The sequence below is a fragment of the Peribacillus sp. NPDC076916 genome (assembly GCF_050269675.1).
GTDB classification, from domain to species: Bacteria; Bacillota; Bacilli; order Bacillales; family DSM-1321; genus Peribacillus; species Peribacillus aracenensis.
Genome location: NZ_JBNNIU010000008.1, coordinates 40527 through 65795, shown reverse-complemented (window position 1 = coordinate 65795; position 25269 = coordinate 40527). Strand labels below are relative to the sequence as shown.

The following is a 25269-nucleotide window of genomic DNA, read 5'->3' as shown; positions in this document are numbered from 1 at the left end:
TAACATTAGAAGGTGATATTTAAAGGGATATTTTTTTATAGAGGGATACGTTGTTGCTTTAATTTCCGGGTTAAACTTAACGGAAATTTTCGAAGGATATTAATGAAGGACTTCGAAGCGTTTCGGGTGGTGCAAGGCTAGTGGTCGTTCGAGAAATGTTGTTGGAAAATGGTCGTGTAATGGATACATCATTTAATCTTTTATCCCCGTTAATGTAGTCAGATCCCATGCATGACTCATGAATTTCACCTCTTCTGGTTATAGTAAAGAAGAAAATATCGAGGAGGTACATTCCATGAAAAGTTCAAAGGAATTCGTTGAAAGCATTCAAGAACAGCAGAAAAAGGAAGAAGGCAATTTCCGCCGTCAAGGCAATGGGAATCCCGCTCAGAAATTACCGAATAAAAAACATTAATGCCCATCTTCAAAAGATCCCAGCCTTAACATTAGGGCTGGGATCCTTTTCACCCCGATGTACTTTTCTTCTTCTTCATCTCTTCGATTTCTTTTGAGAATGTGTCTTCTATCTCCTTTTTATTTCCATATAAAAAGAGGTTATCGCCTAATTTGATTTTATACTCATATAGTTCTTTCCTGATTTTCACTTCTCCGCTTTCAATAAATAAGATATTGATGTCGGCTCCATGTGATATGACGTCCAACGCTTTGACATCTATGAATTCGGAGTCTTCATAAATATCGATCTCCATGACCACGTCTTCATCCTCTAAAAATAGAACCTCCTCTATCGGGTGTTCCCATAATTCATAATGATTGTACATTTCACTTTCCATCTTATTCGATAATCTATTATTCAGGAATGGAGCTTTCACTAATACGGCCAGAACCATCAGTATCCCTATAATGATGCTTAACTCCATCAAGCGCAGATCATCTGTAAGCAATGTACTGATCGATGAAATGATGACAGCAAGTGAGAAAGCACCAAATAAAATTAAGAACATGCTTATTTTCCTTCGAATGGGATGATCAATGATTGATTTTGACTCGTCAGTTGTAAAACCAGTCCCTGTCAGCATGGAGATAACCTGAAATCTGGCCACTGTACTTTTTAACCCAGTCAATTTCATCAAGGTAACCGATATTTCAATAACAAGAACAATGATTATAAAATAAAGCAACATAAAAATTAAATTCATCAAAATGATCACTTCCTCATCTATGGTTTACCCCAATCCCGACAAAAGAATCGCATTCGTTGTTCTTTTCAAGTTTTCATCCATCTTTTCGCTTACTGATAATAAAAAAACGCAGTAAGATCCATTGAATCCTACTGCGTTTTTCACTTATATTCTAATCAAATGCATTGCCCGTTATAAATGGCCAGTGGGGGAACTTCGCTTCTCATATGGTCTTCAGCAGCAGTTTTTTTAACAGCGGTGTAAATTGCTCTGGCAATTCAGCTACACTCGGAATCATTAGGCGCTCTTTGCCATAAATGTTTTTCATCGTCAATTCTTCACTTTCCTCGATGCCTCCATCCGCTAAAAACAGGCCGATGACTTCTATGCCCTTTTTCCTGGCTTCCGAAACAGCAAGATGTGTATCGACAATCCCATTTTGATCATAATCGCTTGCTGCCGGCTCACCATCGGAAAACACGAGCAAGAACCGGTTTTTTTCACGCCTTTTTTCCAATTCCATTGTAGCGACCCTGATACTGTATCCGTCCCTGTTGTCTTCCTCTGGTTCAAGCTGCATGATTTTAGCTCCTGAGTTTAGATAAAGAGAATCGGAATGGGACTGGATTACATGGAAGTAGTTCGGCTGATATCCTTCTCTCACTTCATTTGCATCTTCCCAAAATCCAACGATCGAGTGGGGGATCTTTAATTTTTTCAGTACTTCATGAAACAGGACGACCCCTCGTTTCGTTTCATCCATTTTGTTATGCATGGAAGCGGAGCAATCGATCAGCAATGTGAATACGGCATCCATTTCATTTGAATCCTGGTTCTTTTTATAAAAGACCCGAGGATTTTCTTCAAAAACAAGCGGCAGTAATTTCTTCGATAAGCGGCCAAAAACCAAATCCTTTCTTGGTGCGTTCTTTTTATTTTCCAGTGTCTTTTCAATTGTACTGGAAAGTTTTCTCTTGAACGGTTCGATATCCGCAACAAATTCACGGTAGCGTTTCTCTTCCGTAAGTGTTGGCATTTTTGCTTCCTTGATTACCTGAACGACGTCTTTGTTTTCTTCACCAAATGGATGTTCACCACTTTTGCCCATATTCGTTTGTTTCTTCTCCAGCGTTTCCTGCTGATTGTATTCCTTTTGTTTACTTTCCCCTGATGAACCCTGGATGGAAGCCAGTGCTTGGTCGGCATCTTCCGCTTCCCGTGCCCCTCCGCCCATCAGACTTGTTTTCGTTCCCTGCTCCAATTCAAATTGAAGAAAAGTCGAATTACTCTCGCCGTTCTTATTCTCCCGGTGCCATGTCGAGAATTTTTCATCAATGAACTCACTTTTTTCTTCGTCTGCATCTTCTATATCATCATTCAACAGTTCATCATTTCTAGTCAGTTCATCAAATAAGGTATTTGCCTTATACTTTTCCACATTTGCAATGGGAAAGATGAAATATTCATTCATCGTATCCTCGTATTCCTCGTTCACACGGAAAACGATTTGCTCGCAAATCCTCGTGATGTCACTCGTTTTAGTGGCCTCAAAGACAGAATGGATGAACGGTTTGAGTTTCTCCAATTCTTCCAGCTGCCTTACATTGGCTCTTGGGAAAATCGGGTCCGGCCTGTCAGATTGAAGCAGTAAATAGATGAGGCAGTATAATTCATCCAGTGCAAAACTTCTTGTGACATTCGTCGTCAATTGGCTTTCGAAATATTGTTTAAGGTAAGCCCCTCTTACCGAAAACCATTTTTTCGTGCCCGGCCTTTCCCTCTTCACCAATTCTTCCAATCGCAAGTCTTCCAGTAAAGCGAATAATTGGGCCGCAAACTTCGGAAGCGAACTTTCCCCGATAATATCCTGGTACTCCTTCATGCTCTGGATTGTTGAATGATGCAGCGTACCTATCGTCCTAAGGAGCACGTCCGTTTTCAGTCCCGCTTCTTTCACTTCCTTATTGCCATTTTCCCAAAAATGGCTGGCTGTTACCTTATTCTCGATCAAATCAATGAAAGAGCCATAATTGTATTCGAATTCCAGCTCAGGAATGCCGGATAAAACAGTCGAGAGATCCTGCAGCTGTAAAAAAAGAGCCGTATCTATTATTGAATCATTGAAACGGATATACTTCATGTGGCATTCTCCTAGTTAGAATAATGTGTCAGCCAAGTTCTTCACAAACTCACGCTCCCGTTCCTCGTCCAACTTATCCACTATGGAACGAAGAATCGCCCGTTTCGGCGGGATCAACACACTCAGATCGCAAGCATCAAGCAAAGCCCTGATTGACGCCGCATCTTCAGCCACCTTCCCTTGATTCACGGCATTTATCAAATCACTCGACAGTTTAACGAACAGTTCAATGCTTTTTGGGTCCTTCAACTTCGTATTGGTTTCTATCAATTGCTTTAACTGCTCCCCTTCGATATAAGGAACTTCAATTACGACAAATCTATTTTTTAGCGCTTCATTCAGCGGCACTGTACCGACATACCCTTCGTTGATTGCAGCAATTACATTAAAGCCATCTTTTGCCGTTATGACTTCATTCGTGAACGGATTCGTTATCGTCCTTCTGTAATCAAGCACACCATTGATAAGCGGCAGAGTTTCCGGCTTTGCCATGTTGATTTCATCTATATATAGGAAATGACCGTGATTCATCGAATTTGTCACTGGTCCAGGTACGAATTCTATCACTTGTTTTTCCTCTTTGTAAGCCAACGTCTTGAAGCCCAATAAGCTTTCGGCATCCAAGTCGACTGAGCAGTTGACACTGAACATCGGCTGGTTGAATAAATTCGATAATGTCTCGGCAAACTTTGTCTTTCCAGCCCCTGTCGGACCCTTCAAAAGGATATTCTTCCCCATGCTTAAGGCCGTGATGGCATCCACCATCAACTCCATCTCGGGAGGGAGATATCCGCCGCTCCTGATCAATTCCTCGAATTGAACAGGATTTTTTTTGCTTGCTTGTAATATATTTGCGATTTCTATTGGTAATCGATTGATCATTGTGTTCCTACACCCCTTTCTGAACATTTTAAGGCTCTTTCCCATTAAAAACAAACACTAAGAAAAGGAGCTGTCATCAAGACAGCTCCTTTCATGATTCGAAGATTCTCATATAGTGAATGATATCCCTTAATAGGCTTCCTTAGGGTCACCTTTCATAAGGTATACCATATAGCCCAATACACCACCGATGATGGCAGGAATCACCCATCCCACCCCTACACTATATAGTGGAAGGTATTGATTGAAAAGGTCCGAAACAACTTCCATTTTAATGCCTGATGCCACTATTCCATCCATTATGCTGATGATCGCCGTTAATAATAAGCTTCCTAAATATACCTCCGATTTCCCTTTGAAAAAGGAATGAAAGAATGTCAGAACAATCAAAACGATCGCTACAGGATAAAGAGCCGTTAACACAGGCACAGTAATGGAAATGAGCTTGGTCAAACCTACATTGGCAACAGCCGCACTAAAAACAGCGAAAATGACGACATATGATTTATACGATACAGCAGGCAGTATTTTATTGAAATACGTAGCACAAGCCGTTATCAAACCGATGCTTGTCGTTAAGCAGGCAGCGATCACAATCATCCCTAACAATACGGCACCAGCCGGTCCGAAAAAATGATTCGAGGCTTGAGCCAAAACGTCTCCGCCATTCCCCAGCTGACCGAGTTTTTCCACACTTGTTGCCCCTACATAAGTCAATGACGTATAAACGATCACCAACAAAGTGGCAGCTATTAAGCCAGCTTTCACACAAGATCCTAACACTTCTTTTCTTGATGTTATCCCTTTATCTTTGAATGCATTGATGACAATGATTCCAAATGCAAATCCGGCCAGCGTATCCATAGTCAAATACCCTTCTTTGAACCCCTTAAAGAAAGAATTATCTGAATAATCAACCACTGGTGACTGGATTTCACCCATTGGATTAATGATGGCGACCACGATGAGGATCCCGATGAAAATCAATAATAATGGTGTTAATATTTTCCCTACGATATCCAGCATTTTTGATGGATTGATGGATAATAAACAGGCAATTCCAAAGTATATGATCGTGAATATCAGCAATGGTAAAAAGCCAACATCATTAGGAAGGAAAGGTTTAATCCCTATTTCGTAGGATACACTCCCTGTTCTGGGAAGCGCGAAAAGCGGTCCCAAAGACAAATAAAGAACGACTGTGAAAATGATGCCGAATAATGGGTGTGCCCTGCTTGCAAGCGATTGAACATCATTTTTTCCCGAAAAACCAAATGCCAATATTGTAATGAATGGCAAACCGACCCCAGTAATGATGAATCCTAAACTGGCCGTCCATAAATTAGTCCCGGCGGATTGCCCGAGCATGGCAGGGAAAATTAAGTTTCCTGCACCAAAAAATAAAGCAAAAAGCATTAACCCTGTTACAATGATAAAAGAAAGTGGTGCTTTCTGTGTCATATAGAGCCCTCCATTGTGTTGATTATCTTAACGAAGAAAAGAGTCGTCCATCAATTTCCCGTAAAAAAAGTGCCAAGAACTGCGAACGTATTCTACCTATCTGTTAAAATATACCTTCATGAAACTATCAATCATCCATAACTCTCCTTACTATAAAATCAGGCGGAACGTTTGTCAAAGTTATTTCATTCATTATTCGGAAAAATCTTTCTTTTCTAATTTCTTTTTCGAGGAAATGAGCGAGACATTTAGATTCAACAGAAAAGTTGAGTAAAAAGTACTGCAATTTATTTTGCAGAAAAAATATTTAAATATTCTGATATTTATTAAAACCATCTAAAAACAAAGTATATAGGAGGAGTTAACATGTATTCGGAAAAAGAAAAAATGGTGAGCGGGGAACCTTACATGGCCGCTGATCCGGAATTAGTAAGAGATAGGGAAAATGCCAGAAAGTTGACCCGGTTATACAATCAGACAGCGGAAAGCCAAGGGGATGAACGAACCGCCCTGCTGAAACAGCTTTTAGGTTCCACTGGTCTAAATGTATATATTGAACCCACTTTCCGTTGTGACTATGGATACAACATTTCAGTCGGGGAAAACTTTTATGCTAATTTCGATTGTGTCATTTTGGACGTTTGTGAAGTGAAAATTGGCAGGGACTGCATGTTGGCTCCCGGAGTGCATATCTATACAGCCACACACCCGCTGGATCCCTTTGAACGCAGTTCTGGAGTGGAATACGGAAAACCTGTTACGATCGGGGATCATGTATGGATTGGCGGAGGGGCTATCATCAATCCTGGCATAACAATAGGGAAACATTCCGTCGTCGCTTCAGGGGCAGTCGTAACAAAGGATGTTCCTGAAGGCGTTGTTGTCGGCGGAAACCCAGCGAAGGTCATCAAGCATATTGAAGGAATTAAATAAGGCAGGGCCACTCCCCCTGAGTGGCCCTGCATCCTTTTTTCGTTAAATTTTCCTTAATGCTTCCGCGATTGCAGTATCACCAGAGATTAAATCAAATGAACGCTTGTAGGTATTTTCTTCAGTTAATGAAGCAAAAATCGTTCGAGCCACATCTTCACGGGCAATCTGACCTCTTTCCAATTCTTCGGCGGCTGCCACTTTGCCTGTCCCCGGTTCATTCACCAGGCCGCCTGGCTTAATGATGGTATAATTTAAATCGCTTTGTAACAATGCCCTATCCGCGTAGTGCTTGGCCACATAATATGGTTTGATGGCTTCATTCCAGTTTTCGCGATTATTGGCCTGAAAAGCACTCACCATGATGAATCGGTTGATTCCCAAGTTTTCTGCCGCTTCAATCGTTTTAACAGCACCATCCAAATCAATCAACAGCGTTTGATCAGCACCGGTGCTTCCTCCGGATCCTGCTGTAAACACGATGGCATCGCAGCCTTTTGCCGCATTCGAAATCTCATCCACCGATCCGGTTAAGCTCACGAGAGCAGATTCAATTCCATTTTTCTCTAAATGCTTACTTTGTTCTTCTTTACGAACCATTGCCCGTACACTATGTTCCGGGCTATCTTTTAATAAATCTACAAGATATTTACCGATCTGCCCATTTGCCCCAACTACGAATACTTTCATAAAGGTCAGCTCCCATAATGGTTAGTTTGGTTTCCATTCAAATTATTTCATGGACTCAGAACATTATCAAACAATCAGCCCGCCGAGTCATCTTTAACATTGGAAATAGTTTGGCAACCACCCTTATATATTTTATAATAAAAACAATACGTGTTCTTCAGGGACATAACGGGGAGGTGTAAAGATGGCAAACAGAATGTTAATGCCACCTTCTGCAGCATCTCATGCAAAGCCTAGTATTGGAGGCGATACTTTGCATGGGGTTGAATTAAGCTAAACTTAATCGCCCGCCTTATCATTTCTAATATTCGGCTTTGCACCTTATTTCATTTTAAAAAAAGAATAAGGGGCTGGCAGAAATGAAATATGTAAAAGCGACGGCCGTTTTGCCTGAAAAGCTGATCGTTGAAATTCAAAAGTATGTGCAAGGTGAAACCATATATATCCCTAAACCTGAAAAGGCCCACCACAAATGGGGAACCCGTTCGGGATCAAGGGAATTGATCGATGACCGAAATGCCTCTATAAAATATGCATTCAAAGACGGTCATACCATCCATCAATTAGCAGAGGAACATTTTCTCTCCGCGGAAACCATCAAGAAAATCGTCTATTCCAAATAGGATTGCATGGGTAGCACTGGTAATGATATCAGTGCTATTTGTATGCCGAGTATGTTTCTTAGTCGTTTTCCCCCTTTTAAAGCAGATGCGATTTCTATAAAGTAAAGAAAAACGATATCATGTGAAAAGTAACGAGCAACAGAAACAGGAGTGAAGAAAATGGAAGCTTTTATCAGGAGTGAGCAGTATAACTTCATAAAATCCCAAACACAGATTCTCATAAATGGACACGCGACGGCCAACGATAAGGATGTGATCAACACCCTGAAAACAGTCGCGAAAGAACGAGTATTAAGCTTATTCAGTGACCTGAGCGAAGAGCAAAAACAACTGCTGGATCCAGTAGATACCATTAAAGATCCCGCACAAGCCGAAGCCTTTCTCTTACAGGTAAAGCCATTTGTGATCCCATTTAAAGTAGTAACCGAAAAAACGATAAAAAAATTATTTCCTAAAGCAAAGAAATTAAAAGTCCCTTTGTTGGAAAACATTGATTTGAGAGAGATTTCATATTTGGGATGGGATGATGTCGGTTCCGGGAAGAAATTCATCATTGCACCCCATCATAATAAACTCACCGGATTGCATGGAACCATTAAACCTGCCAACAAAAAAGGGATCTGTGCCATATGCAGCCGCTTTGAAGAAGTAGGAATGTTCATGTCTGAAACAAAAGGAACCGTCCAAGGGACATTTATTAGAAAAGGGAATTATATTTGTCTGGACAGTATGAAATGCAACCAGAACGTAACCACTTTGGATAAAATGACCGACCTAATCGAGCGGCTGAAATAATAAGGAAAAGCAATCCTTCAATGGCGAAGGATTGCTTTTTAGTTCTTGCTAAGCACGAAGCGGTCAGTTTTAAATATTCTCATTTTGTCCCGCTTATGGAATTCAAGAACAACTTCGAATTCTATTGTTCAAGCGGCAGTTATCATCCTCCTGAAATCGAAGAATACTTTAATGAAACGGTACAGCCCCATGTGGAAAATAAAATCTCTTTCCAATCATGGTCATGTTGAATGGGCAACCATGGAAGAGCCGCTGCATATCATAGAGGATTTTGAGAGAACAGTAGATGAAGCTGTTAATCTGCTGTCGTTTCCATTAATTTGTGCGTACAAAGGTGAGAGGATGCCAAACTACCTGAAAACCATATTATTGGAAACACATCCTTATGTCCTAAAAGACGATGATATCATCATCTGTGAACTCCTTTGCATTGATCATGAATCCCACTTGTATTTATACGGCAGCCATTCATCGGTTTTCACCTTGACCGTTTCCCCCATTAACACTCAGTAGGACAAAGCACTCTTTTGCATAATCCGAGATTAATTCCCGACACATCTCGTGAGTTTCTGCGTTTTACTCATGTGTTCGTGCATTTACTCGTGAGTTTTGGCGTTTTACTCGTGAATTTCTGCCTTTTACTCGTGAATTCCAACCATTTACTCGTGAGTTTCTGCGTTTTACTCGTGAATTCCAACCATTTACTCGTGAGTTTCGACGTTTTACTCGTGAATTCCAACCATTTACTCGTGAGTTTCGACGTTTTACTCGTGAATTCCAACCATTTACTCGTGAGTTTCGGCGTTTTACTCGTGAATTCCAACCATTTACTCGTGAGTTCCACTTTTCCCACCACACAAAAAAAGAAGCACCATTATGGCACTTCCTTTTTAAAAAATTAAGGCAAAACCGTTGCACCCATCAAGTAGCGGTCCACTTCTCTCGCTACTTCACGGCCTTCATTGATTGCCCAAACGATGAGGCTTTGCCCTCTCCTTGCATCTCCGGCAGTGAAAACCCCTTCGACATTCGTTTTGTATTCGCCATAGACGGCATCAATTTTTTGATTTACTGTTTCTACGCCAAATTGAGTTAATAGCGGCATTTCGGTTCCTTCAAATCCGATTGCGATGAAAACGAATTGTGCAGGCCATACTTTTTCAGTTCCTGGAACTTCCTTGAAGATGTACATTCCGTCTTCGCTTTTGATTTTTTCCATTGAGATTGTGTGCAGTTCTTTAACGTTGCCATTTTCATCGGCTACGATTTTTTTTGTTTGGATTGAATATTGTCGCGGATCTGCACCGAATTTCGCTTCCGCTTCTTCATACGCATAATCAAGGGAAAATACATTCGGGTAGGCTGGCCACATATTATCGGATGTACGGGCCGTCGGAAGGATTGGGTGCTTCCCGAATTGCACGACGCTCTTACATTCCTGGCGAAGGGCTGTTGCGACACAGTCAGCTCCTGTATCCCCGCCGCCGATGACGATGACGTCCTTCCCCTTTGTGTCTATGAACTTGCCGTCTTCAAAATTGGAGTCCAATAGACTTTTAGTCGAAGTCGTCAAGTAATCCATTGCAAGGTGAATGCCTGATGCCTCGCGTCCTTCAATTACCAGGTCACGCTGCTTTTGGGCGCCTGTGCACAGGATGACCGCATCATATTGATTTTGCAGTTCTTCGGCTGTTATATCTTTGCCTACTTCTGTATTGGTAATGAAATCGATGCCTTCCTGGGTCAATAATTTAATTCGGCGTGCAACGACATCTTTTTCAAGTTTCATGTTCGGGATGCCGTATGTCAACAGCCCCCCTGCACGGTCTGAGCGCTCATAAACCGTGACCGAATGACCTGCCTGATTCAACTGGTCGGCACTCGCCAATCCAGCCGGGCCTGAACCGATGATGGCAATTTTCTTGCCTGTTCTGCTTTCAGGGATGCGAGGCGTGATCCAGCCATTTTCAAATCCTTTGTCGATGATGGTCCTTTCAATGTTCTTGATGGTAACGGCAGGATCGCTTATCGCTACCGTACAAGACCCTTCACAAGGGGCCGGGCAGACGCGCCCGGTGAATTCAGGGAAATTATTCGTTTTCAATAAACGGTCCAATGCTTCTTTCCATCTGCCGCGGTACACCAAATCATTCCACTCCGGGATCAGATTATGAATCGGGCAGCCTGTTGTGACCCGGTTCAATTCCATGCCCATATGGCAGAAAGGGGTGGCGCAGTCCATACACCGCGCTCCCTGTGTACTTAACTTTTCATCAGAGAAAGGAGCTGTATATTCTCTCCAGTCACTTAAACGAGTGAGAGGATTCCGGTCTTTTGGTTTTTCCCGCGGGTAATCCATAAATCCTGTTGCTTTTCCCATCTTTCTCTCCCCTTCCTTACTGCATCACAGCTTGTTTAGTGATTTTTTTATCTTGAACGGCATTTGCTTGGAATGCACTCATGATCGCTTTTTCATCCGTTAGCCCTGCACGCTTCTGCTCATTGATGCTTTTGATCATCCGTTTGTAATCTTTCGGAATGACTTTTACGAATTTCTTGGCAAAATCCGCCCAGTTCTCCAGTACATACGATGCTTTGGCACTTTCAGTATAATGAACGTGGCTGTAAAGCATTTCTTTTACTTCGTTTGCATCATCCATATCATCAAGCGTCTCGAATTCTATCATTTCACCATTGCATAATGCCTTGAATTCTTCTGCATCATCAGCAAGTACATAAGCGATGCCGCCTGACATGCCTGCCGCAAAGTTTTTGCCGACGTTGCCCAGAATGACCACGCGTCCGCCTGTCATATACTCACAGCCATGATCGCCAATTCCTTCAACGACGACGTTGACTCCACTGTTCCGTACTGCAAATCGTTCTCCCGCACGGCCATTCATGTAGGCCTCGCCGCTTGTTCCACCATATAAGGCGATATTTCCGGCAATTACATTGTCCCCAGCCTCAATCTGATTGCCAGCAGGTGCCGTGACAATGATCTTTCCGCCAGATAATCCTTTCCCAACATAGTCATTGACATCACCTGTCAAATACATCGACATCCCTTTTGGAATGAACGCTCCGAAGCTCTGGCCCGCCGATCCCGTAAAACGGAGTGTGATCGTATCTTCAGGCAGCCCTTCTTCCCCATAGCGTTTGGATACTTCACTGCCGACAATCGTTCCGACCACACGGTTCACGTTTGTAATCGGGAAGCTGACGTCCACCTGGGTTTGGTCATCCAAAGCAGGCTCCACAACCGGTAAAATCTCACGGATATCCAGGGATTCATCAATTTTATGATTTTGAGGAAGTTGATACGTACGTATCCCCTCCGGTTGGAAAAGAAGTGTCGTCAAGTCCAGATGCTTCGCTTTCCAATGGTTTTGCGCCCGCTCGCTCACTTGTAAAACATCAGTGCGGCCGACCATTTCTTCCAGTGTTCTAAATCCAAGCTCGGCCATCGTTTCCCGCACTTCCTCAGCGATGAAGCGCATGAAATTAACGACATGATCCGGATCTCCTGTGAATTTGCTGCGAAGCTCAGGGTTTTGAGTAGCTACCCCGACTGGACATGTATCCAAATGGCAAGCACGCATCATGACACAGCCAAGGACCACAAGCGGTGCTGTAGCAAAGCCGAATTCTTCCGCTCCAAGGATAGCTGCCATGACCACATCGCGTCCCGTCATTAACTTTCCATCCGTTTCAAGGACTACACGGCTGCGCAGGCCATTCAGCATCAATGTTTGGTGTGCTTCGGCAAGGCCCAGCTCCCAAGGAAGACCTGTATGTTTGATACTCGTTTTTGGTGATGCCCCTGTACCGCCATCATACCCGCTGATAACGATGACATCTGCGGCTCCTTTGGCCACACCGGCTGCAATCGTGCCTACGCCTGCTTTTGATACAAGTTTGACGCTGATCCTGGCATCACGGTTCGCATTTTTTAAATCGTGAATCAGCTGTGCCAGATCTTCAATCGAATAGATATCATGATGCGGAGGCGGTGAAATCAGGCCGACACCTGGTGTGGAACCACGGACCTCTGCGACCCAAGGGTATACTTTGTTCCCTGGCAGCTGGCCGCCTTCACCCGGCTTTGCACCTTGCGCCATTTTAATTTGAAGTTCATCTGCATTAACAAGGTAATGGCTTTTCACTCCAAAACGACCGGATGCAATTTGTTTAATTCCGCTGCGGCGGTCATCGCCGTTTTCATCCAGTTGGTAACGGCTAGGATGCTCCCCGCCTTCACCGCTATTGCTTTTTCCGCCTAAACGGTTCATCGCAATCGCTAAAGTTTCATGTGCTTCCTGACTCAAAGAACCGAATGACATCGCGCCCGTTTTGAATCGGCTGACGATGGATTCCACGGTTTCCACTTCATCTATGGAAATGCTTTGGCGTTTCTGATCGAACGAGAATAAATTCCGTAAAAACCCGAGTCTCTCTTCATTCGCCATGTTTGAATATTGCTTAAATAAATTATAGTCGCCTTTCCGGCAGGCCCATTGCAGAGTATGGATCGTTTTAGGATTGAAAGCATGATGTTCCCCTGTTTTTCTCCATTGAAAATCACTTCCGCTTTCAAGAGTTCGGTCAAGTGAATCGGCTGCAGCTTTCCTATGGCGAATCAACGCCTCATCTGCGATCGTTTCCAAATCGATCCCACTAAGCTGCGATGCCGTACCGCTGAAATAGCGTTCGATCACTTCAGCACCGATTCCAACCGCTTCGAAAATTTGTGCGCCGCGATAACTTTGAATCGTTGAAATCCCCATTTTCGACATCACTTTTACGATGCCTTCTGTCAACGAGCGTACATATTTCCTTACCGTTTCTTCGTAGCTGATGGACAAACTGCCTTCCAATACCGCCTGCTTATATGTTTCATAAGCAAGGTATGGGTAAATCGCATCCACTCCATACCCGATCAGGGACGCATAATGATGGACTTCCCTTGCTTCCCCCGATTCAACGATAATGCTCACTTTCGTACGGTTCCCATGACGGATCAGCTCTTGATGCAGGGCGCTCGCAGCCAGCAGGGAAGGAATCGCAGCTTTTTCTTTGCTCATATCCTTGTCAGATAATATCAAAAGGCTGACACCATCAGCGATTGCTTGTTCCGCTTCACGGCAGATGCGATCGAGTTCGATATCTAAATCTTCTGAAAATAGAGCGTGAATGACTTTGCTCCTGAATTCAGGATAGGCATTTTCTTTCAACTGCTGCATTTGACCTGGCGTCAATACAGGTGAATCCAATTGAATGCGGCGGCTGTTCGTTTCATCCGGTTTCAGCAAATCTCCTTCCGCACCCAGAAATGTCATCGTTGACGTGACGATCTGTTCACGAAGGGAATCGATTGGCGGGTTGGTTACCTGTGCAAAAGATTGCTTGAAATAGTTGAATAGCGATTGCGGGCGATCTGATAAGACCGCTAATGGAATGTCATTCCCCATGCTGCCAAGTGGATCTTTGCCTTCGTTAATGACCGGCAGTAAATATTTTTGGACATCTTCATACGTGTATCCGAACGCTTTTTGCCTGAATAACAAATCACTCAATGGCTCCCCTTCGAGCACAGGTTCTTCGTCACGCAATTGAACAAGCTGTTCGTCCAGCCATTGCTGGTATGGTTTTTCCTGAGCCATTTCCGACTTGATCTCTTCATTGGAAACAATACGGCCTTCCTCTAAATCGATTAAAAGCATTCTGCCTGGGCTTAAACGATCTTTATATAATACATTCTCCGGCTCCACATCGATCACGCCGACTTCGGATGAGAAAATGATGTAATCATCTTTTGTCACATAATACCTTGCCGGCCTTAAACCATTTCGATCAAGGATGGCACCGATTTGCTTGCCATTCGTAAAGGAAATGGCCGTCGGACCATCCCATGGCTCCATGAGCATGCTATGATATTCGTAAAATGCCTTCTTTTCCTTCGTCATATGCGGATTCTCCGTCCATGGTTCTGGAATGAGCATCATCGCCGCATGTGCCGGCTTACGCCCGGCAAGCACGAAGAATTCAAGTGCATTATCAAGAATCGAGGAATCACTGCCGTCTATATCAAGAATAGGCAGGACCTTTTGCAAGTCATCCCCGAATGCTTCCGACACGAACTGCTGCTCACGCGCTTTCATCCAATTCACATTGCCCCTAAGCGTATTGATTTCGCCATTATGGATCAGGTAACGATTTGGATGTGCCCGTTCCCAACTAGGAAAAGTATTCGTGCTGAAGCGGGAATGCACTAAAGCGAAAGCCGAAACGAAAGACTCCTGTTGAAGGTCAAGATAAAAAGCATCCACCTGCTCTGGCGTCAATAATCCTTTGTATACGATCGTAGCACTTGAAAGGCTGGCAAAATAAAAACGTTTGCCGCGTTCACGGGCCCAGTTTTCAGCTTGTTTTCTGATAATGAACAATTTACGCTCAAAAGCTAAATCATCTGTCAGCCCAACGCTTGCCCCGATGAATACTTGGCGGATCGTCGGACATGTCTCCTTGCCGACCTCCCCGATTTTCGTTGCATCAACAGGAACCGTTCTCCAGCCTAATAGCGTTTGGCCCTCTTGTTCGATAAATGCATTCAAACGAGTTTCGATTTCATTCCGTTCATCATCATTGTTAGAGAAAAAGAGCATGCCTACACCATAGCGTCCTTTTGCCGGCAAGTTCATTTCCGGGCATGCCAGCCTGAAATATTCATCAGGAATCTGCACCATTAATCCTGCGCCATCTCCTGTAAGGGGATCGCTGCCTTGTCCGCCGCGATGATCTAATTGGCACAGCATATCCAGTCCTTGTTTGACGATGTCATGTGTAGCAAGCCCTTTTAAATGAGCGTATAAACCGATCCCACATGCATCATGTTCAAATTCAGGATGGTAGAGCCCTTGTGCTTTTGGTATTTGATTGTATGTCATATTAATCGCCCCCATCGTATTCTTACACCGTTATGTCACTTACATTTATTCTAGGTTTTCAAATCGATATAAACAATATATAATTCTAGTAGAATCTATCTCACTTTGAGATGAATGCCAGGAGGATGAATAAATGGAACTACGACAATTACGTTATTTTGTTGAAGTCGCCGAGAGAGAACACGTCTCTGAAGCCGCAGAGCACCTGCATATTGCACAATCAGCGATCAGCCGGCAAATCTCCAGACTGGAAGATGAGCTTGGCGTTCTTTTATTCGAGAAAATCGGCCGTAATATCCAGTTAACTCCAATCGGTAAAATTTTCTTGATTCATGCAAAAACGGCGATACAGGCGATAGAATATGCCAAATATCAAATTGATGAGTTTTTGGACCCTGAACACGGAAGCATTAAAATCGGGTTCCCGACCAGCCTTTCCACCCATTTACTTCCTACCGTCATTTCCGCTTTTAAAGATGAGCAGCCGAATATCGGCTTCCATTTAAGACAGGGATCTTATTCCTCGTTAAAGGACGCTGTCAAAAATCGCGAAATCGGATTAGCCTTCCTTGGACCGATCCCGACAAACGATCCAGATATCGATGGTCATATCCTGTTCACGGAAAACATTTCCGCTTTACTGCCGATAACGCACCCATTGGCCGAAAGGAAAAGTCTGCGTCTAAGTGACTTGCGAAATGATCCCTTCGTCTTGTTTCCAAAAGGATACATCTTTCACACTATCGCTCTCGAAGCATGCAAAGCAGCCGGTTTCACACCGAACATCGCCTCGGAAGGTGAAGACATGGATTCCATAAAAGGGCTCGTATCTGCCGGAATCGGAGTCAGTCTGCTCCCTGACAGTACCTTTTATGAAGTCATTCCAAGACTGACTGTCAAAATCCCGATCGATTCACCCGAAGTCAAACGGACTGTCGGCATCATAACTTCCAAAAACAGGGAGTTGGCACCATCAGAAAAACTTTTTTACCAATTTACCAAAAAGTTCTTCTCTGTTCTCGAGCAATATCAATAAAAAACGGCGATCCTCCTTCCTAACCTGTGAATGTGAAGGAAGATGGGACAGCCTTTTCCATAAACAAATAACGTAACAAGATTATTCGTTCAGGAGGAATATACAAGAAACACTTGAGCTTCATGAATTGGTCGCCGTCCAATGCTCTTATGAAATTAAAAAAAGCTTATCCGAAAATAAAAGACCCCATTTAAAAAAAGATATATAGGCAAACGATTGATTCCATTACTCAAAACATCATGGATCTGCTGCAATTTTACCCATTGACGCCTAAGACGGGCCGGGATGACGATGTAACAAGGGATGACGCATCAGCGCTGCTGTTAGGGAATTGCTGATCTTTGCGAAATCATTCATCAAAAATTATGCGGGTGCCATTACTGAAACAGCCACCCCTTCCCTTCGAAAAGTATTTAGGAAACATTTAAATGGAGCCATCGATACCCGCACCAAGATATTCCACTACCTTTATGAAAGAAACCTCTATCCTGCATACGACTTGAACCAATTGCTTCGAAATGACGTCGATGTTGCCAATAAGGCTCTTTCCCAACCATTCTAAATCAACAAAAAGGCAAGCATACCGATTGCTTGCCTTTTTGCCGTGTCCTAATTTCACTATAATGTTATAATATACAAGAATTGGTTTTAATTAGGTAAATAGTATACAAGAGGTGAAAATCATGAAAAAGATTTTTTTATCCATCATCCTATCCCTGACCTCATTTTCGTTAGTCGCCTGTAAAGCTGATGAGCCAAAATCCGGGAATGACCTTTCAGTTCCTGAGTTGACTGCAAGGGAAAAAGCCATCCTGGAGAATTCTAGTGAACATTCCTTTCTTATCGATTTCAATGTTGATGATACATACAAGGAGATGTCCGTCTGGGTCGAAAAATATGAATTTGGCAAACTTGTCGAACCTGAAATGGGACGCATGACAACTGCCGTCAGTGATAATGGGACAATTATCTTTACGACCTCCAAAACGGTTGCTGATCAAAATCAATCGATGTTCAACATCAGCATTCAAAACGACGCTGGTACGGATACAGCTACTTATCCTGAAACCATTGGTGAAATGGAGTCCAGCGTATGGGACAGTGCTGATAAACTCAAAATAAACAGCGAAAAAAAGCTTGTATTGGCGAGTATTTGTTATTCAAAGGGAAATGAAGGCATACGTTCACTTTCCACTGATTTTTATGGTGATAGTGATGGCCATATGGACGAGTTGAAGAAATACGATGTCGTCTATCTTCTGAGAAGTGAATTCACTAAATGAGCTGACAAATGATGGGGCAAGATAAATCGAACTTGCCCCTTCATTTTTTTCCATTCCGCCCTATTTACCGCATCGAGACCTCCCCGCCCAGTCATCTCCCTAGCCTTACAGTAATCCCAATTTTCCCATATTCCACATCAAGCTAGAGAAAAACTCATGCTTTAAGAGCAATTCAAGATCGAAGTGGCGGAGTTGGCGGATTCACAAGCAAAAGAGAGTCCGCCTAGGGCTGACTCCCATAATTCACAGCCACTTATTATTCTTATCTATATTATTGAATTTTTCACTTCTAAATGAATACCAGCTACTTTATCTTTGGTCATCTAATGTTCGTCACAATTAATCCACCATCCATAAAAAGGGGGTTGAAGGAATCAGCATTTGGGTGTAATCTTTAAAAATAAAAAAACGGAAAGAAGATATTTAATTGAAGAAAATCATCCTCCTCTTTGCAGCAGTAGTCATCGCGAGCTCTCTCGGACATCAAATAACAGGCGGCTATGTGGACCCTCGGAAATCCCGCCCTAGGTATTTACATTTAAAATAAGGAATCCGCTTTTGTGCTGGATTCCTTATACTTTTGGAAGTATTTTATCCCCTTAAATTAATCACTTTCCTCATTATTTCTCTCTAATATCAGATCACCCTCATTCGATATATAACCATCATTATCTATTTTTTCAATATACACGTTATCGCCATTTTTCAGTTCTATCTCGACTGTTTTTTTCCATTTTCATCAATTTCCCACTGAATGGTTTGCAAACTTTCGGTTTCCTTTTCATCCTTTATATCGACAAACACTCTGATGTTATCGGATGTCCTTGATAGTACATAATTCCCCGCTTGTATTTCTGTACCGACCACATAATAACCAGGATCTTTAAGGATGATTTTTTGACCCATTTTCGCTGCTTTTTCAAATTTAGATGGCATGAATTCAATTTCCCCTTCAATCGAGAGCTTTAATCACATAATAGCCTGGATCGATATCTTTACCGACCATGATATTTTATGATTCACCTCAACTATTGAACTGATTAATGATATAAGAACGGCGAGTACGTGAAGTTTCAGAATTAAAACGTAAAACTCCAGATCCTTACATCATGCAGTGACAATGCACAGATGAATACTCTTAAACAAAGCTTGGCAAAAACACCGCTCATCATCGAGCGGTGTTTTCATTCATTTTCTCACAAAAAAAGCCGTTTAACCTGTAAGTTAAACGGCCTTCACTGCTATTTAGATTTTTTAACGGTTACTTTTGTTGCTTTTCCTGTATTGCCCGCTTTGTCTTTTGCTGAGACGTATAATGCGGACCCAGCTTTTTTCTTGCTGATTTTGATGGAGAAGTTCCCTTTACTATCAGCTTTGGCCGTTCCGATGTTTTTATTGCTGTACTTAACGGTTACGCTTGAACCGATTTCCGCTTTACCAGTTACTTTTGTTGCTTTGTCGTTTACTTCATTCACTTTCGGTGCACCTGGAGCGGTTTTATCTTTAACCGTTACTTTTGCCGCTTTTCCTGTATTGCCCGCTTTGTCTTTTGCTGAGACGTATAATGCGGACCCTGCTTTTTTCTTGCTGATTTTGATGGAGAAGTTCCCCTTACTATCAGCTTTTGCCGTGCCGATGTTTTTATTGCTGTACTTAACGGTTACGCTTGAACCGATTTCCGCTTTACCAGTTACTTTCGTTGCTTTATCGCTTACTTCATTCACTTTCGGTGCATCTGGGGCTGTTTTATCGAGAACAGTCACGGTTGCCGCCTTGCTTTCACGTTTCGCTAAGTCTGTAGCTGTGACCGAAAGTTTAGTGCCAGCCTTTTGCTTGCTGATTTTCACTTTGAAATTCCCTTTGCTGTCCGTGTTTACTGAACCAATCACTTTTTTTGCGCTATTTTTGATCGAGATTTTCATGTCCGCTTGTGATTGACCCGTTACATACGTATCTTTGTCACTTACAGCTTTAACAGTTGGTTTGTTAGGGGTTGCACCCTTATTCACGAATACTTTGATTGAAGATACTGCCAGTTTGGAAGAATCAGAGATATTCACCGTAAGCTGCTGCGCAGCTTTTTGGACCGGAATCGTAACGGTGAACGTTCCGTTAGCTGCCGCCGTTCCTTTACCGAGTGTTTTGTTTCCGCTTTTCACTTCGATTACTGAACCTTTTTTAGCTGAACCAGTCAGTTTTGTTTGCGTGTCCATCACAAGATTGACTTTAGCTTGTAAATCCACGGCACTAAGAGCACTGTACGCATTCAGTCTTCCATATCCAGATACTAAATCTTTTCCGACAGGCAGCTCTTCTTCCGGCATTATGATTTCTCCATCTTCTGGTTGATAGTCCTCATAAGGGTCTACATTATCTTCTTCTTCAAAAGCGACATATTCCGATGTCTCATGAAGGATTTCCCTTACTTCATTCACTTTCAACCCAGGGTTTCCGGATAATAAAAGAGCTGTAGCTGCTGCAACATGGGGAGTTGCCATTGATGTACCATCCATGTAGGTAACATTCCCATTAGGCACAAGGCTCGGGATGCCTGTACCTGGAGCGACCATGTCCAATTTCGATCCATAGTTGGAATAATCGGATACTAAATCAAGGGCATTGGTTGCACCGACGGATATGGCGTATTTAGATGATGCAGGATAAGAAAGGCCCTCCATCCCATCATTTCCGCTTGCTACGACAACCATTACATTCTTGGCAGCGGCATGTTTCAAGGCATATTCAATTGTCCTGCTATATTCTCCGCCCAAGCTAAGGTTTATGACCTTTGCACCATGATCCACGGCATATTTAATACCTAGTGCAATTTTCTCATTGTCTCCATATCCTGAAGAGTCCAAGACCTTCACAGGCATGATTTTAGCTACTGGATTGATTCCTTGCATGGAATATCCATTATCCGCTTTGGCAGCGATGATTCCGGATACATGTGTACCATGGCCATTGTCATCGATCGCTTTTTCTTTCTTATCGATGAAGTTCCTACCTGACTCCATTTTAACGACACCCTGTAGGTCTGCAAGTGAATCATCGACTCCTGTGTCGATGACAGCTACCAATGTATCTTTTAAATTACGTTTCTTAATAAGGTTCTGCAGTTTTTCGTTATCGATGTCCGCTCCTTTTATGCCTTCTTCCCCACCGGCGTTAGCTAAAGACCATTGATACGGTGATTGAATGTCGGCAGAAAATGCTTTGTACGTTTTTACCGGCTCGATATATTCCACTTCTGGAAGTTTTTCGATGGATAGAGCTGCTGTGCTCATTTTAGCTTTGTTCTCTAACTCTACAACATACATATCATCATACAGAACCTCTTGTTGCTTAGGTGCCGCCGATAATTTTCCATATCCTTCTCCGCTTATCTTGGATTGGACAGTGCTTAATGACTTCCCTGGTTTAAGTTTGACAATATATTTATTCTTTATATTCTTCGAAGCTGGAAGTTCGATTCCCGCTTTGCTTGCGATATCGACGATTCTCTCTCCTACTAGATTATCAAGGTTGATTTTCTTTGCTATGCTGTTCATTTCTTTTTTCAAACCAGCAGGTGCTACGTCTGCCGACTTATTGAATAAAGCTTTAATTGATTCTTGCTGTTTCTTGTCAATGACTGCCGTACTGCTTGCTCCATTCTCATTAAGATCCTCAATGAGGGGCTTAATCTCGACTAAGTGTTTATAGACAGCTTCCCTGGCCGTTTTATTACCAGCCAGATGAATGGCCAGGAATGGGGACGCCTTATAGTATAAAGAGGAAAGGGAGCGACCCTCAGACGACTTGGTGAGAACTTCATCTCTAAACACACGGAGTGTTTTTAACATGGATTCTCCCGTTTTCTTATCGTTTACACTCACTTCAACCGGGCATGATTCGAGATCCTCCCCTTCGTCCCCGGCAGATGGCGGCAATGTTACTGAATGCGCATTGATGGAGTATTCAGCTACATTTTCCGCATCCGGGATCGGATTTCCCTCATCATCCGTATCGCCGAAATATTCAACTTTAACATAATATGTGCCTTCCCAAGCATATGGGAAATCGACTACGGCTTCTTCATCAGGATAAGAAGAGACCATATAATTGCTCTCATCTTTTTCTGCTTTTTCTTTATCTTGATATACGGAGATATTCAAGATTTTGTCCGAATTGACTTCGAACTCAATATGGGAGAACTTTTGTATTTCTTCTGTTGTGGGACTGATTTGATACCATTGAACATCCGGTTTTTCAAACTTTCCGTCCAAAGTGTCCCCATTTTTGATCGTTTTTACATTTTCAACGGGTATTGCTGGTGCAGCTTGAGAATTTAGCGGAATCATCAAGCTGAAAATCAGTGAAAAAATTAGTACACACGCCGTAATTCGACTCACATTCTTAAATTTCACGGTTTCCCCTCCAATAATTGGTTAAAAAATAATAGTACTATACCAAACTATCACACTGTAAAATTTTATCAACCAATTTTTTTCCTTTTTTATGTCAAATGCTTGATTTATTTGTCCATCAAGCCGAAAAATGATTCACATGTACCAATTAAGCAAGATATTTGAGTTCCGATGGTCATCTCATGACGATAGTCGTTGCCAATATTCGATAGATTCAAATCGGTGAAAATCCTAACATGACCTATTTCCTATGGCCGGTCAATGACTGCGAAAAAAAGCTGCCCCGCAGTAAAAGTATGCGGGACAGCTTCCAATCATTATTATTTAGTTGGCGACGATATTGACTAATTTGCCTGGTACGGCAATCACTTTACGAATGGTCTTCCCATCGATTTGTTCTTTGATGGAATCATCACCCATCGCGATTTCTTCCAGTTTTTCTTTCGTAGTGTCAGTCGGCACCATTAATTTCGCTTTGACTTTTCCGTTGATTTGGATGACGATTTCGACTTCGTTATCCACTAACTTCGCTTCGTCGAAAGCCGGCCATGTTCCGTACGTGATGCTTTCGGAATGACCCAGTTTAGACCAAATTTCCTCGGCGATGTGCGGTGCAACTGGTGCAAGCAGCTTTACGAAGCCTTCGATATATACTTTAGGCAGCGAATCCGCTTTATAAGCATCATTAATGAATACCATCAATTGTGAAATCGCCGTATTGAATTTCAATTCTTCATAGTTCTCGGTCACTTTTTTAACCGTTTGATGATAGACTTTTTCGAGCTTGCCCGTGTCATCCGTTTCTGTCATCTTATCTGTGATCGTACCGTCATCGTTGACCAATAAACGCCAGATACGGTCAAGGAATCTGCGAGAACCGTCCAATCCGTTTGTGGACCAGGCAATCGAAGCATCCAATGGTCCCATGAACATTTCGTACATGCGAAGTGTATCGGCACCATGGCTTTCAACGATATCATCCGGGTTCACGACATTCCCTTTGGATTTACTCATTTTTTCATTATTCTCGCCAAGGATCATTCCTTGGTTGAATAGGTTTTGGAATGGTTCCTTCGTTGGCACGACACCAATATCATACAGGAATTTATGCCAGAAACGAGCGTAAAGCAAGTGAAGCACCGCATGCTCGGCGCCGCCGATATAAATGTCGACCGGCATCCATTCTTTTAATTTTTCAGGATCCGCAAGTGCTTCCTTGTTGTCAGGATCGATATAACGTAGGAAGTACCAGCTGCTGCCTGCCCACTGTGGCATCGTGTTTGTCTCACGGCGCCCTTTTCGTCCATTTTCATCCGTAACATTCACCCATTCCGATATGTTCGCAAGTGGTGATTCGCCTGTACCTGAAGGCTTGATGTCCGTAGTTTTTGGTAAAATCAACGGAAGATCTTCTTCCTTCACTGGAGACATCGTGCCGTCTTCCCAATGGATGATTGGAATCGGTTCACCCCAGTAACGCTGACGGCTGAATAACCAATCGCGAAGGCGGTATGTTATTTTCTTCGTTCCGATTTCTTTTTCTTCCAGCCATTTGATCATGGTCGAAATGGCTTCTTCTTTATTCAATCCATCAAGGAATTCCGAATTCACATGAAGTCCATCGCCTGTATATGCTTCACTTGTCACGTCTCCGCCAGCTACGACTTCCTTGATCGGCAAGTCGAACTTGACTGCAAACTCATAATCACGCTCATCATGGGCAGGAACGGCCATGATTGCTCCTGTTCCGTAGCTGATCAACACGTAATCGGCAATCCAGATCGGCATTTTTTCGCCGTTTACCGGGTTAATGGCATAAGCCCCCGTGAACACGCCTGATTTATCCTTTGCCAAGTCTGTTCTTTCCAAGTCGCTTTTATGTTTCACTTCATCTAAATAGGCCTCAACTGCCGCCCTTTGATCAGCCGATGTAATTTTATCGACAAACTGATGTTCAGGTGCCAATACGGCATATGTTGCACCGAATAACGTATCCGGACGAGTCGTGAACACCGTGAATGTTTCATCAAAGCCATCGATATTGAATGTAACCTCCGCTCCCTCGGAACGGCCAATCCAGTTACGCTGCATATCCTTGATGTTTTCCGGCCAATCCACATCATTCAGATCGTCGATTAAGCGGTCTGCATACGCCGTGATACGAAGCATCCACTGTTTCATCGGACGGCGCTCCACCGGATGGCCCCCACGCTCACTTTTCCCATCGATGACTTCTTCGTTAGCCAATACCGTACCAAGTGCCGGACACCAGTTAACGGCCACTTCATCAATATATGCAAGGCCCTTTTCATATAATTTCAAGAAGATCCATTGCGTCCATTTGTAATAGTCGGGATCTGTCGTGTTTATTTCGCGATCCCAGTCATAAGAAAAACCAAGGGCTTTGATTTGGCGGCGGAACGTGTTGATGTTGTGCTCCGTGAATTCAGCTGGATCATTTCCCGTATCGATCGCATATTGCTCTGCTGGAAGTCCAAAAGCGTCCCAGCCGATCGGGTGCAATACATTATATCCCTGCGCCCGTTTCATCCGTGCCAGGATATCGCTTGCCGTATAACCTTCCGGGTGCCCTACATGAAGACCGGCCCCTGAAGGATACGGGAACATATCCAGCGCATAGAATTTGCGTTTGCCGCTTTCTTCACCCGTTTTGAATGTCTTATTGCCTTCCCAATACTTTTGCCATTTCGTTTCTATGCTTCTATGATCAAAACTCATATCATTTCCTCCTAATTTCCGTATAAAAAAACAATAAAAAACCCCTCATCCCAAAATAGGGACGAGAGGATTATGTATATCTTCCCGCGGTACCACCCACATTGGCGATAGCTAAAATCCGCCCAGCTTAAAACATCCGTAACATGGATTAAAACGCCAGGCATTACTTTTCACCTTCACACCCGGGACTCC

The 25269-nt window shown here is 43.0% G+C and carries 19 protein-coding genes and 1 other annotated feature (1 of these 20 cut by a window edge); of the genes, 8 read left to right on the top strand and 11 right to left on the bottom strand.

The window, feature by feature from the left end:
• Positions 1-295 precede the first annotated feature (295 nt).
• Positions 296-415 carry a DUF4023 family protein gene (locus tag ACQKFG_RS20375; RefSeq protein WP_061465287.1) on the top strand — a complete coding sequence of 40 codons (120 nt, stop codon included), beginning with the start codon at positions 296-298 and terminating at the stop codon, positions 413-415.
• A gap of 49 nt (positions 416-464) precedes the next feature.
• Here ACQKFG_RS20375 and ACQKFG_RS20370 read toward each other — a convergent pair whose 3' ends face one another.
• The 4 genes from ACQKFG_RS20370 to brnQ all read right to left on the bottom strand — a co-directional run bounded on the left by ACQKFG_RS20370 (position 465) and on the right by brnQ (position 5625).
• Positions 465-1160, bottom strand: coding sequence for a hypothetical protein (locus tag ACQKFG_RS20370; RefSeq protein WP_192208057.1), 696 nt, complete (start codon positions 1158-1160; stop codon positions 465-467).
• Between the two features lie 205 nt (positions 1161-1365).
• Positions 1366-3282 (bottom strand): vWA domain-containing protein, encoded by a 1917-nt coding sequence (locus ACQKFG_RS20365; RefSeq protein ID WP_427562205.1) that lies wholly within the window; start codon positions 3280-3282, stop codon positions 1366-1368.
• A gap of 15 nt (positions 3283-3297) precedes the next feature.
• The gene (locus tag ACQKFG_RS20360; RefSeq protein ID WP_192206794.1) at positions 3298-4164 is read right to left on the bottom strand and encodes an ATP-binding protein; all 867 of its coding nucleotides are present in this window, start codon (positions 4162-4164) and stop codon (positions 3298-3300) included.
• 129 nt (positions 4165-4293) lie between these two features.
• A complete protein-coding gene (brnQ, locus tag ACQKFG_RS20355) occupies positions 4294-5625 on the bottom strand; it encodes a branched-chain amino acid transport system II carrier protein (RefSeq protein WP_427562201.1) in 1332 nt (443 codons plus the stop codon).
• A gap of 366 nt (positions 5626-5991) precedes the next feature.
• On the opposite strand from brnQ, the gene ACQKFG_RS20350 reads away from it, so the two are divergent.
• Entirely contained in the window at positions 5992-6558 is a 567-nt protein-coding gene (locus ACQKFG_RS20350; RefSeq protein WP_427562198.1) for a sugar O-acetyltransferase, read from the top strand.
• 42 nt (positions 6559-6600) lie between these two features.
• Here the strand turns inward: ACQKFG_RS20350 and ACQKFG_RS20345 are convergent, their stop codons facing one another.
• Positions 6601-7245 carry an SDR family oxidoreductase gene (locus ACQKFG_RS20345; RefSeq protein WP_349729881.1) on the bottom strand — a complete coding sequence of 215 codons (645 nt, stop codon included), beginning with the start codon at positions 7243-7245 and terminating at the stop codon, positions 6601-6603.
• A gap of 359 nt (positions 7246-7604) precedes the next feature.
• Between ACQKFG_RS20345 and ACQKFG_RS20340 the strand changes: the two genes are divergently transcribed.
• The 3 genes from ACQKFG_RS20340 to ACQKFG_RS20330 all read left to right on the top strand — a co-directional run bounded on the left by ACQKFG_RS20340 (position 7605) and on the right by ACQKFG_RS20330 (position 9176).
• Complete coding sequence (locus tag ACQKFG_RS20340) at positions 7605-7868, top strand: CD3324 family protein (RefSeq protein ID WP_101225543.1); 264 nt, start codon at positions 7605-7607, stop codon at positions 7866-7868.
• A gap of 159 nt (positions 7869-8027) precedes the next feature.
• A complete protein-coding gene (locus ACQKFG_RS20335) occupies positions 8028-8663 on the top strand; it encodes a FusB/FusC family EF-G-binding protein (RefSeq protein ID WP_349729882.1) in 636 nt (211 codons plus the stop codon).
• Positions 8664-8834: 171 nt separating this feature from the next.
• Complete coding sequence (locus ACQKFG_RS20330) at positions 8835-9176, top strand: hypothetical protein (RefSeq protein WP_427562193.1); 342 nt, start codon at positions 8835-8837, stop codon at positions 9174-9176.
• 67 nt (positions 9177-9243) lie between these two features.
• On the opposite strand, the gene ACQKFG_RS20325 is transcribed toward ACQKFG_RS20330, so the two are convergent.
• Genes ACQKFG_RS20325 through gltB form a run of 3 tightly spaced genes read right to left on the bottom strand, consistent with a single transcriptional unit; the run spans position 9244 to position 15610 of the window.
• The gene (locus tag ACQKFG_RS20325; protein ID WP_427562190.1) at positions 9244-9507 is read right to left on the bottom strand and encodes a hypothetical protein; all 264 of its coding nucleotides are present in this window, start codon (positions 9505-9507) and stop codon (positions 9244-9246) included.
• Between the two features lie 54 nt (positions 9508-9561).
• On the bottom strand, positions 9562-11043 hold the full coding sequence (gene gltD / locus ACQKFG_RS20320) for a glutamate synthase small subunit (RefSeq protein WP_353872629.1): 1482 nt from the start codon (positions 11041-11043) through the stop codon (positions 9562-9564).
• Between the two features lie 16 nt (positions 11044-11059).
• Positions 11060-15610, bottom strand: coding sequence for a glutamate synthase large subunit (gltB, locus tag ACQKFG_RS20315; protein WP_427562186.1), 4551 nt, complete (start codon positions 15608-15610; stop codon positions 11060-11062).
• 133 nt (positions 15611-15743) lie between these two features.
• On the opposite strand from gltB, the gene ACQKFG_RS20310 reads away from it, so the two are divergent.
• The 3 genes from ACQKFG_RS20310 to ACQKFG_RS20300 all read left to right on the top strand — a co-directional run bounded on the left by ACQKFG_RS20310 (position 15744) and on the right by ACQKFG_RS20300 (position 17929).
• Positions 15744-16646, top strand: coding sequence for a LysR family transcriptional regulator (locus tag ACQKFG_RS20310; RefSeq protein ID WP_192206801.1), 903 nt, complete (start codon positions 15744-15746; stop codon positions 16644-16646).
• Positions 16647-16977: 331 nt separating this feature from the next.
• The gene (locus ACQKFG_RS20305; RefSeq protein ID WP_427562181.1) at positions 16978-17208 is read left to right on the top strand and encodes a spore coat protein; all 231 of its coding nucleotides are present in this window, start codon (positions 16978-16980) and stop codon (positions 17206-17208) included.
• Positions 17209-17329: 121 nt separating this feature from the next.
• Positions 17330-17929 (top strand): hypothetical protein, encoded by a 600-nt coding sequence (locus tag ACQKFG_RS20300; RefSeq protein WP_427562178.1) that lies wholly within the window; start codon positions 17330-17332, stop codon positions 17927-17929.
• Between the two features lie 711 nt (positions 17930-18640).
• Here the strand turns inward: ACQKFG_RS20300 and ACQKFG_RS20295 are convergent.
• From ACQKFG_RS20295 to leuS, 3 genes are all read right to left on the bottom strand, one after another.
• Positions 18641-18865, bottom strand: a complete 225-nt coding sequence (locus tag ACQKFG_RS20295; protein WP_427562175.1) for a hypothetical protein — start codon at positions 18863-18865, stop codon at positions 18641-18643.
• Positions 18866-19170: 305 nt separating this feature from the next.
• On the bottom strand, positions 19171-22338 hold the full coding sequence (locus ACQKFG_RS20290; protein ID WP_427562172.1) for an Ig-like domain-containing protein: 3168 nt from the start codon (positions 22336-22338) through the stop codon (positions 19171-19173).
• Positions 22339-22662: 324 nt separating this feature from the next.
• Positions 22663-25077 (bottom strand): leucine--tRNA ligase, encoded by a 2415-nt coding sequence (leuS, locus tag ACQKFG_RS20285; RefSeq protein WP_342614713.1) that lies wholly within the window; start codon positions 25075-25077, stop codon positions 22663-22665.
• Between the two features lie 54 nt (positions 25078-25131).
• Positions 25132-25269 (bottom strand) — a binding site (T-box leader) (it continues 94 nt past the right edge of the window).

Excerpts from the sequence above, each read along its gene's own strand:
- ACQKFG_RS20375 (WP_061465287.1), top strand. The coding sequence starts at position 296 with ATGAAAAGTTCAAAGGAATTCGTTGAAAGCATTCAAGAACAGCAGAAA.
- ACQKFG_RS20370 (WP_192208057.1), bottom strand. The coding sequence starts at position 1,160 with ATGAATTTAATTTTTATGTTGCTTTATTTTATAATCATTGTTCTTGTT.
- ACQKFG_RS20365 (WP_427562205.1), bottom strand. The coding sequence starts at position 3,282 with ATGAAGTATATCCGTTTCAATGATTCAATAATAGATACGGCTCTTTTT.
- ACQKFG_RS20360 (WP_192206794.1), bottom strand. The coding sequence starts at position 4,164 with ATGATCAATCGATTACCAATAGAAATCGCAAATATATTACAAGCAAGC.
- brnQ (WP_427562201.1), bottom strand. The coding sequence starts at position 5,625 with ATGACACAGAAAGCACCACTTTCTTTTATCATTGTAACAGGGTTAATG.
- ACQKFG_RS20350 (WP_427562198.1), top strand. The coding sequence starts at position 5,992 with ATGTATTCGGAAAAAGAAAAAATGGTGAGCGGGGAACCTTACATGGCC.
- ACQKFG_RS20345 (WP_349729881.1), bottom strand. The coding sequence starts at position 7,245 with ATGAAAGTATTCGTAGTTGGGGCAAATGGGCAGATCGGTAAATATCTT.
- ACQKFG_RS20340 (WP_101225543.1), top strand. The coding sequence starts at position 7,605 with ATGAAATATGTAAAAGCGACGGCCGTTTTGCCTGAAAAGCTGATCGTT.
- ACQKFG_RS20335 (WP_349729882.1), top strand. The coding sequence starts at position 8,028 with ATGGAAGCTTTTATCAGGAGTGAGCAGTATAACTTCATAAAATCCCAA.
- ACQKFG_RS20330 (WP_427562193.1), top strand. The coding sequence starts at position 8,835 with ATGAAACGGTACAGCCCCATGTGGAAAATAAAATCTCTTTCCAATCAT.
- gltD (WP_353872629.1), bottom strand. The coding sequence starts at position 11,043 with ATGGGAAAAGCAACAGGATTTATGGATTACCCGCGGGAAAAACCAAAA.
- gltB (WP_427562186.1), bottom strand. The coding sequence starts at position 15,610 with ATGACATACAATCAAATACCAAAAGCACAAGGGCTCTACCATCCTGAA.
- ACQKFG_RS20310 (WP_192206801.1), top strand. The coding sequence starts at position 15,744 with ATGGAACTACGACAATTACGTTATTTTGTTGAAGTCGCCGAGAGAGAA.
- ACQKFG_RS20300 (WP_427562178.1), top strand. The coding sequence starts at position 17,330 with ATGAAAAAGATTTTTTTATCCATCATCCTATCCCTGACCTCATTTTCG.
- ACQKFG_RS20295 (WP_427562175.1), bottom strand. The coding sequence starts at position 18,865 with ATGCCATCTAAATTTGAAAAAGCAGCGAAAATGGGTCAAAAAATCATC.
- leuS (WP_342614713.1), bottom strand. The coding sequence starts at position 25,077 with ATGAGTTTTGATCATAGAAGCATAGAAACGAAATGGCAAAAGTATTGG.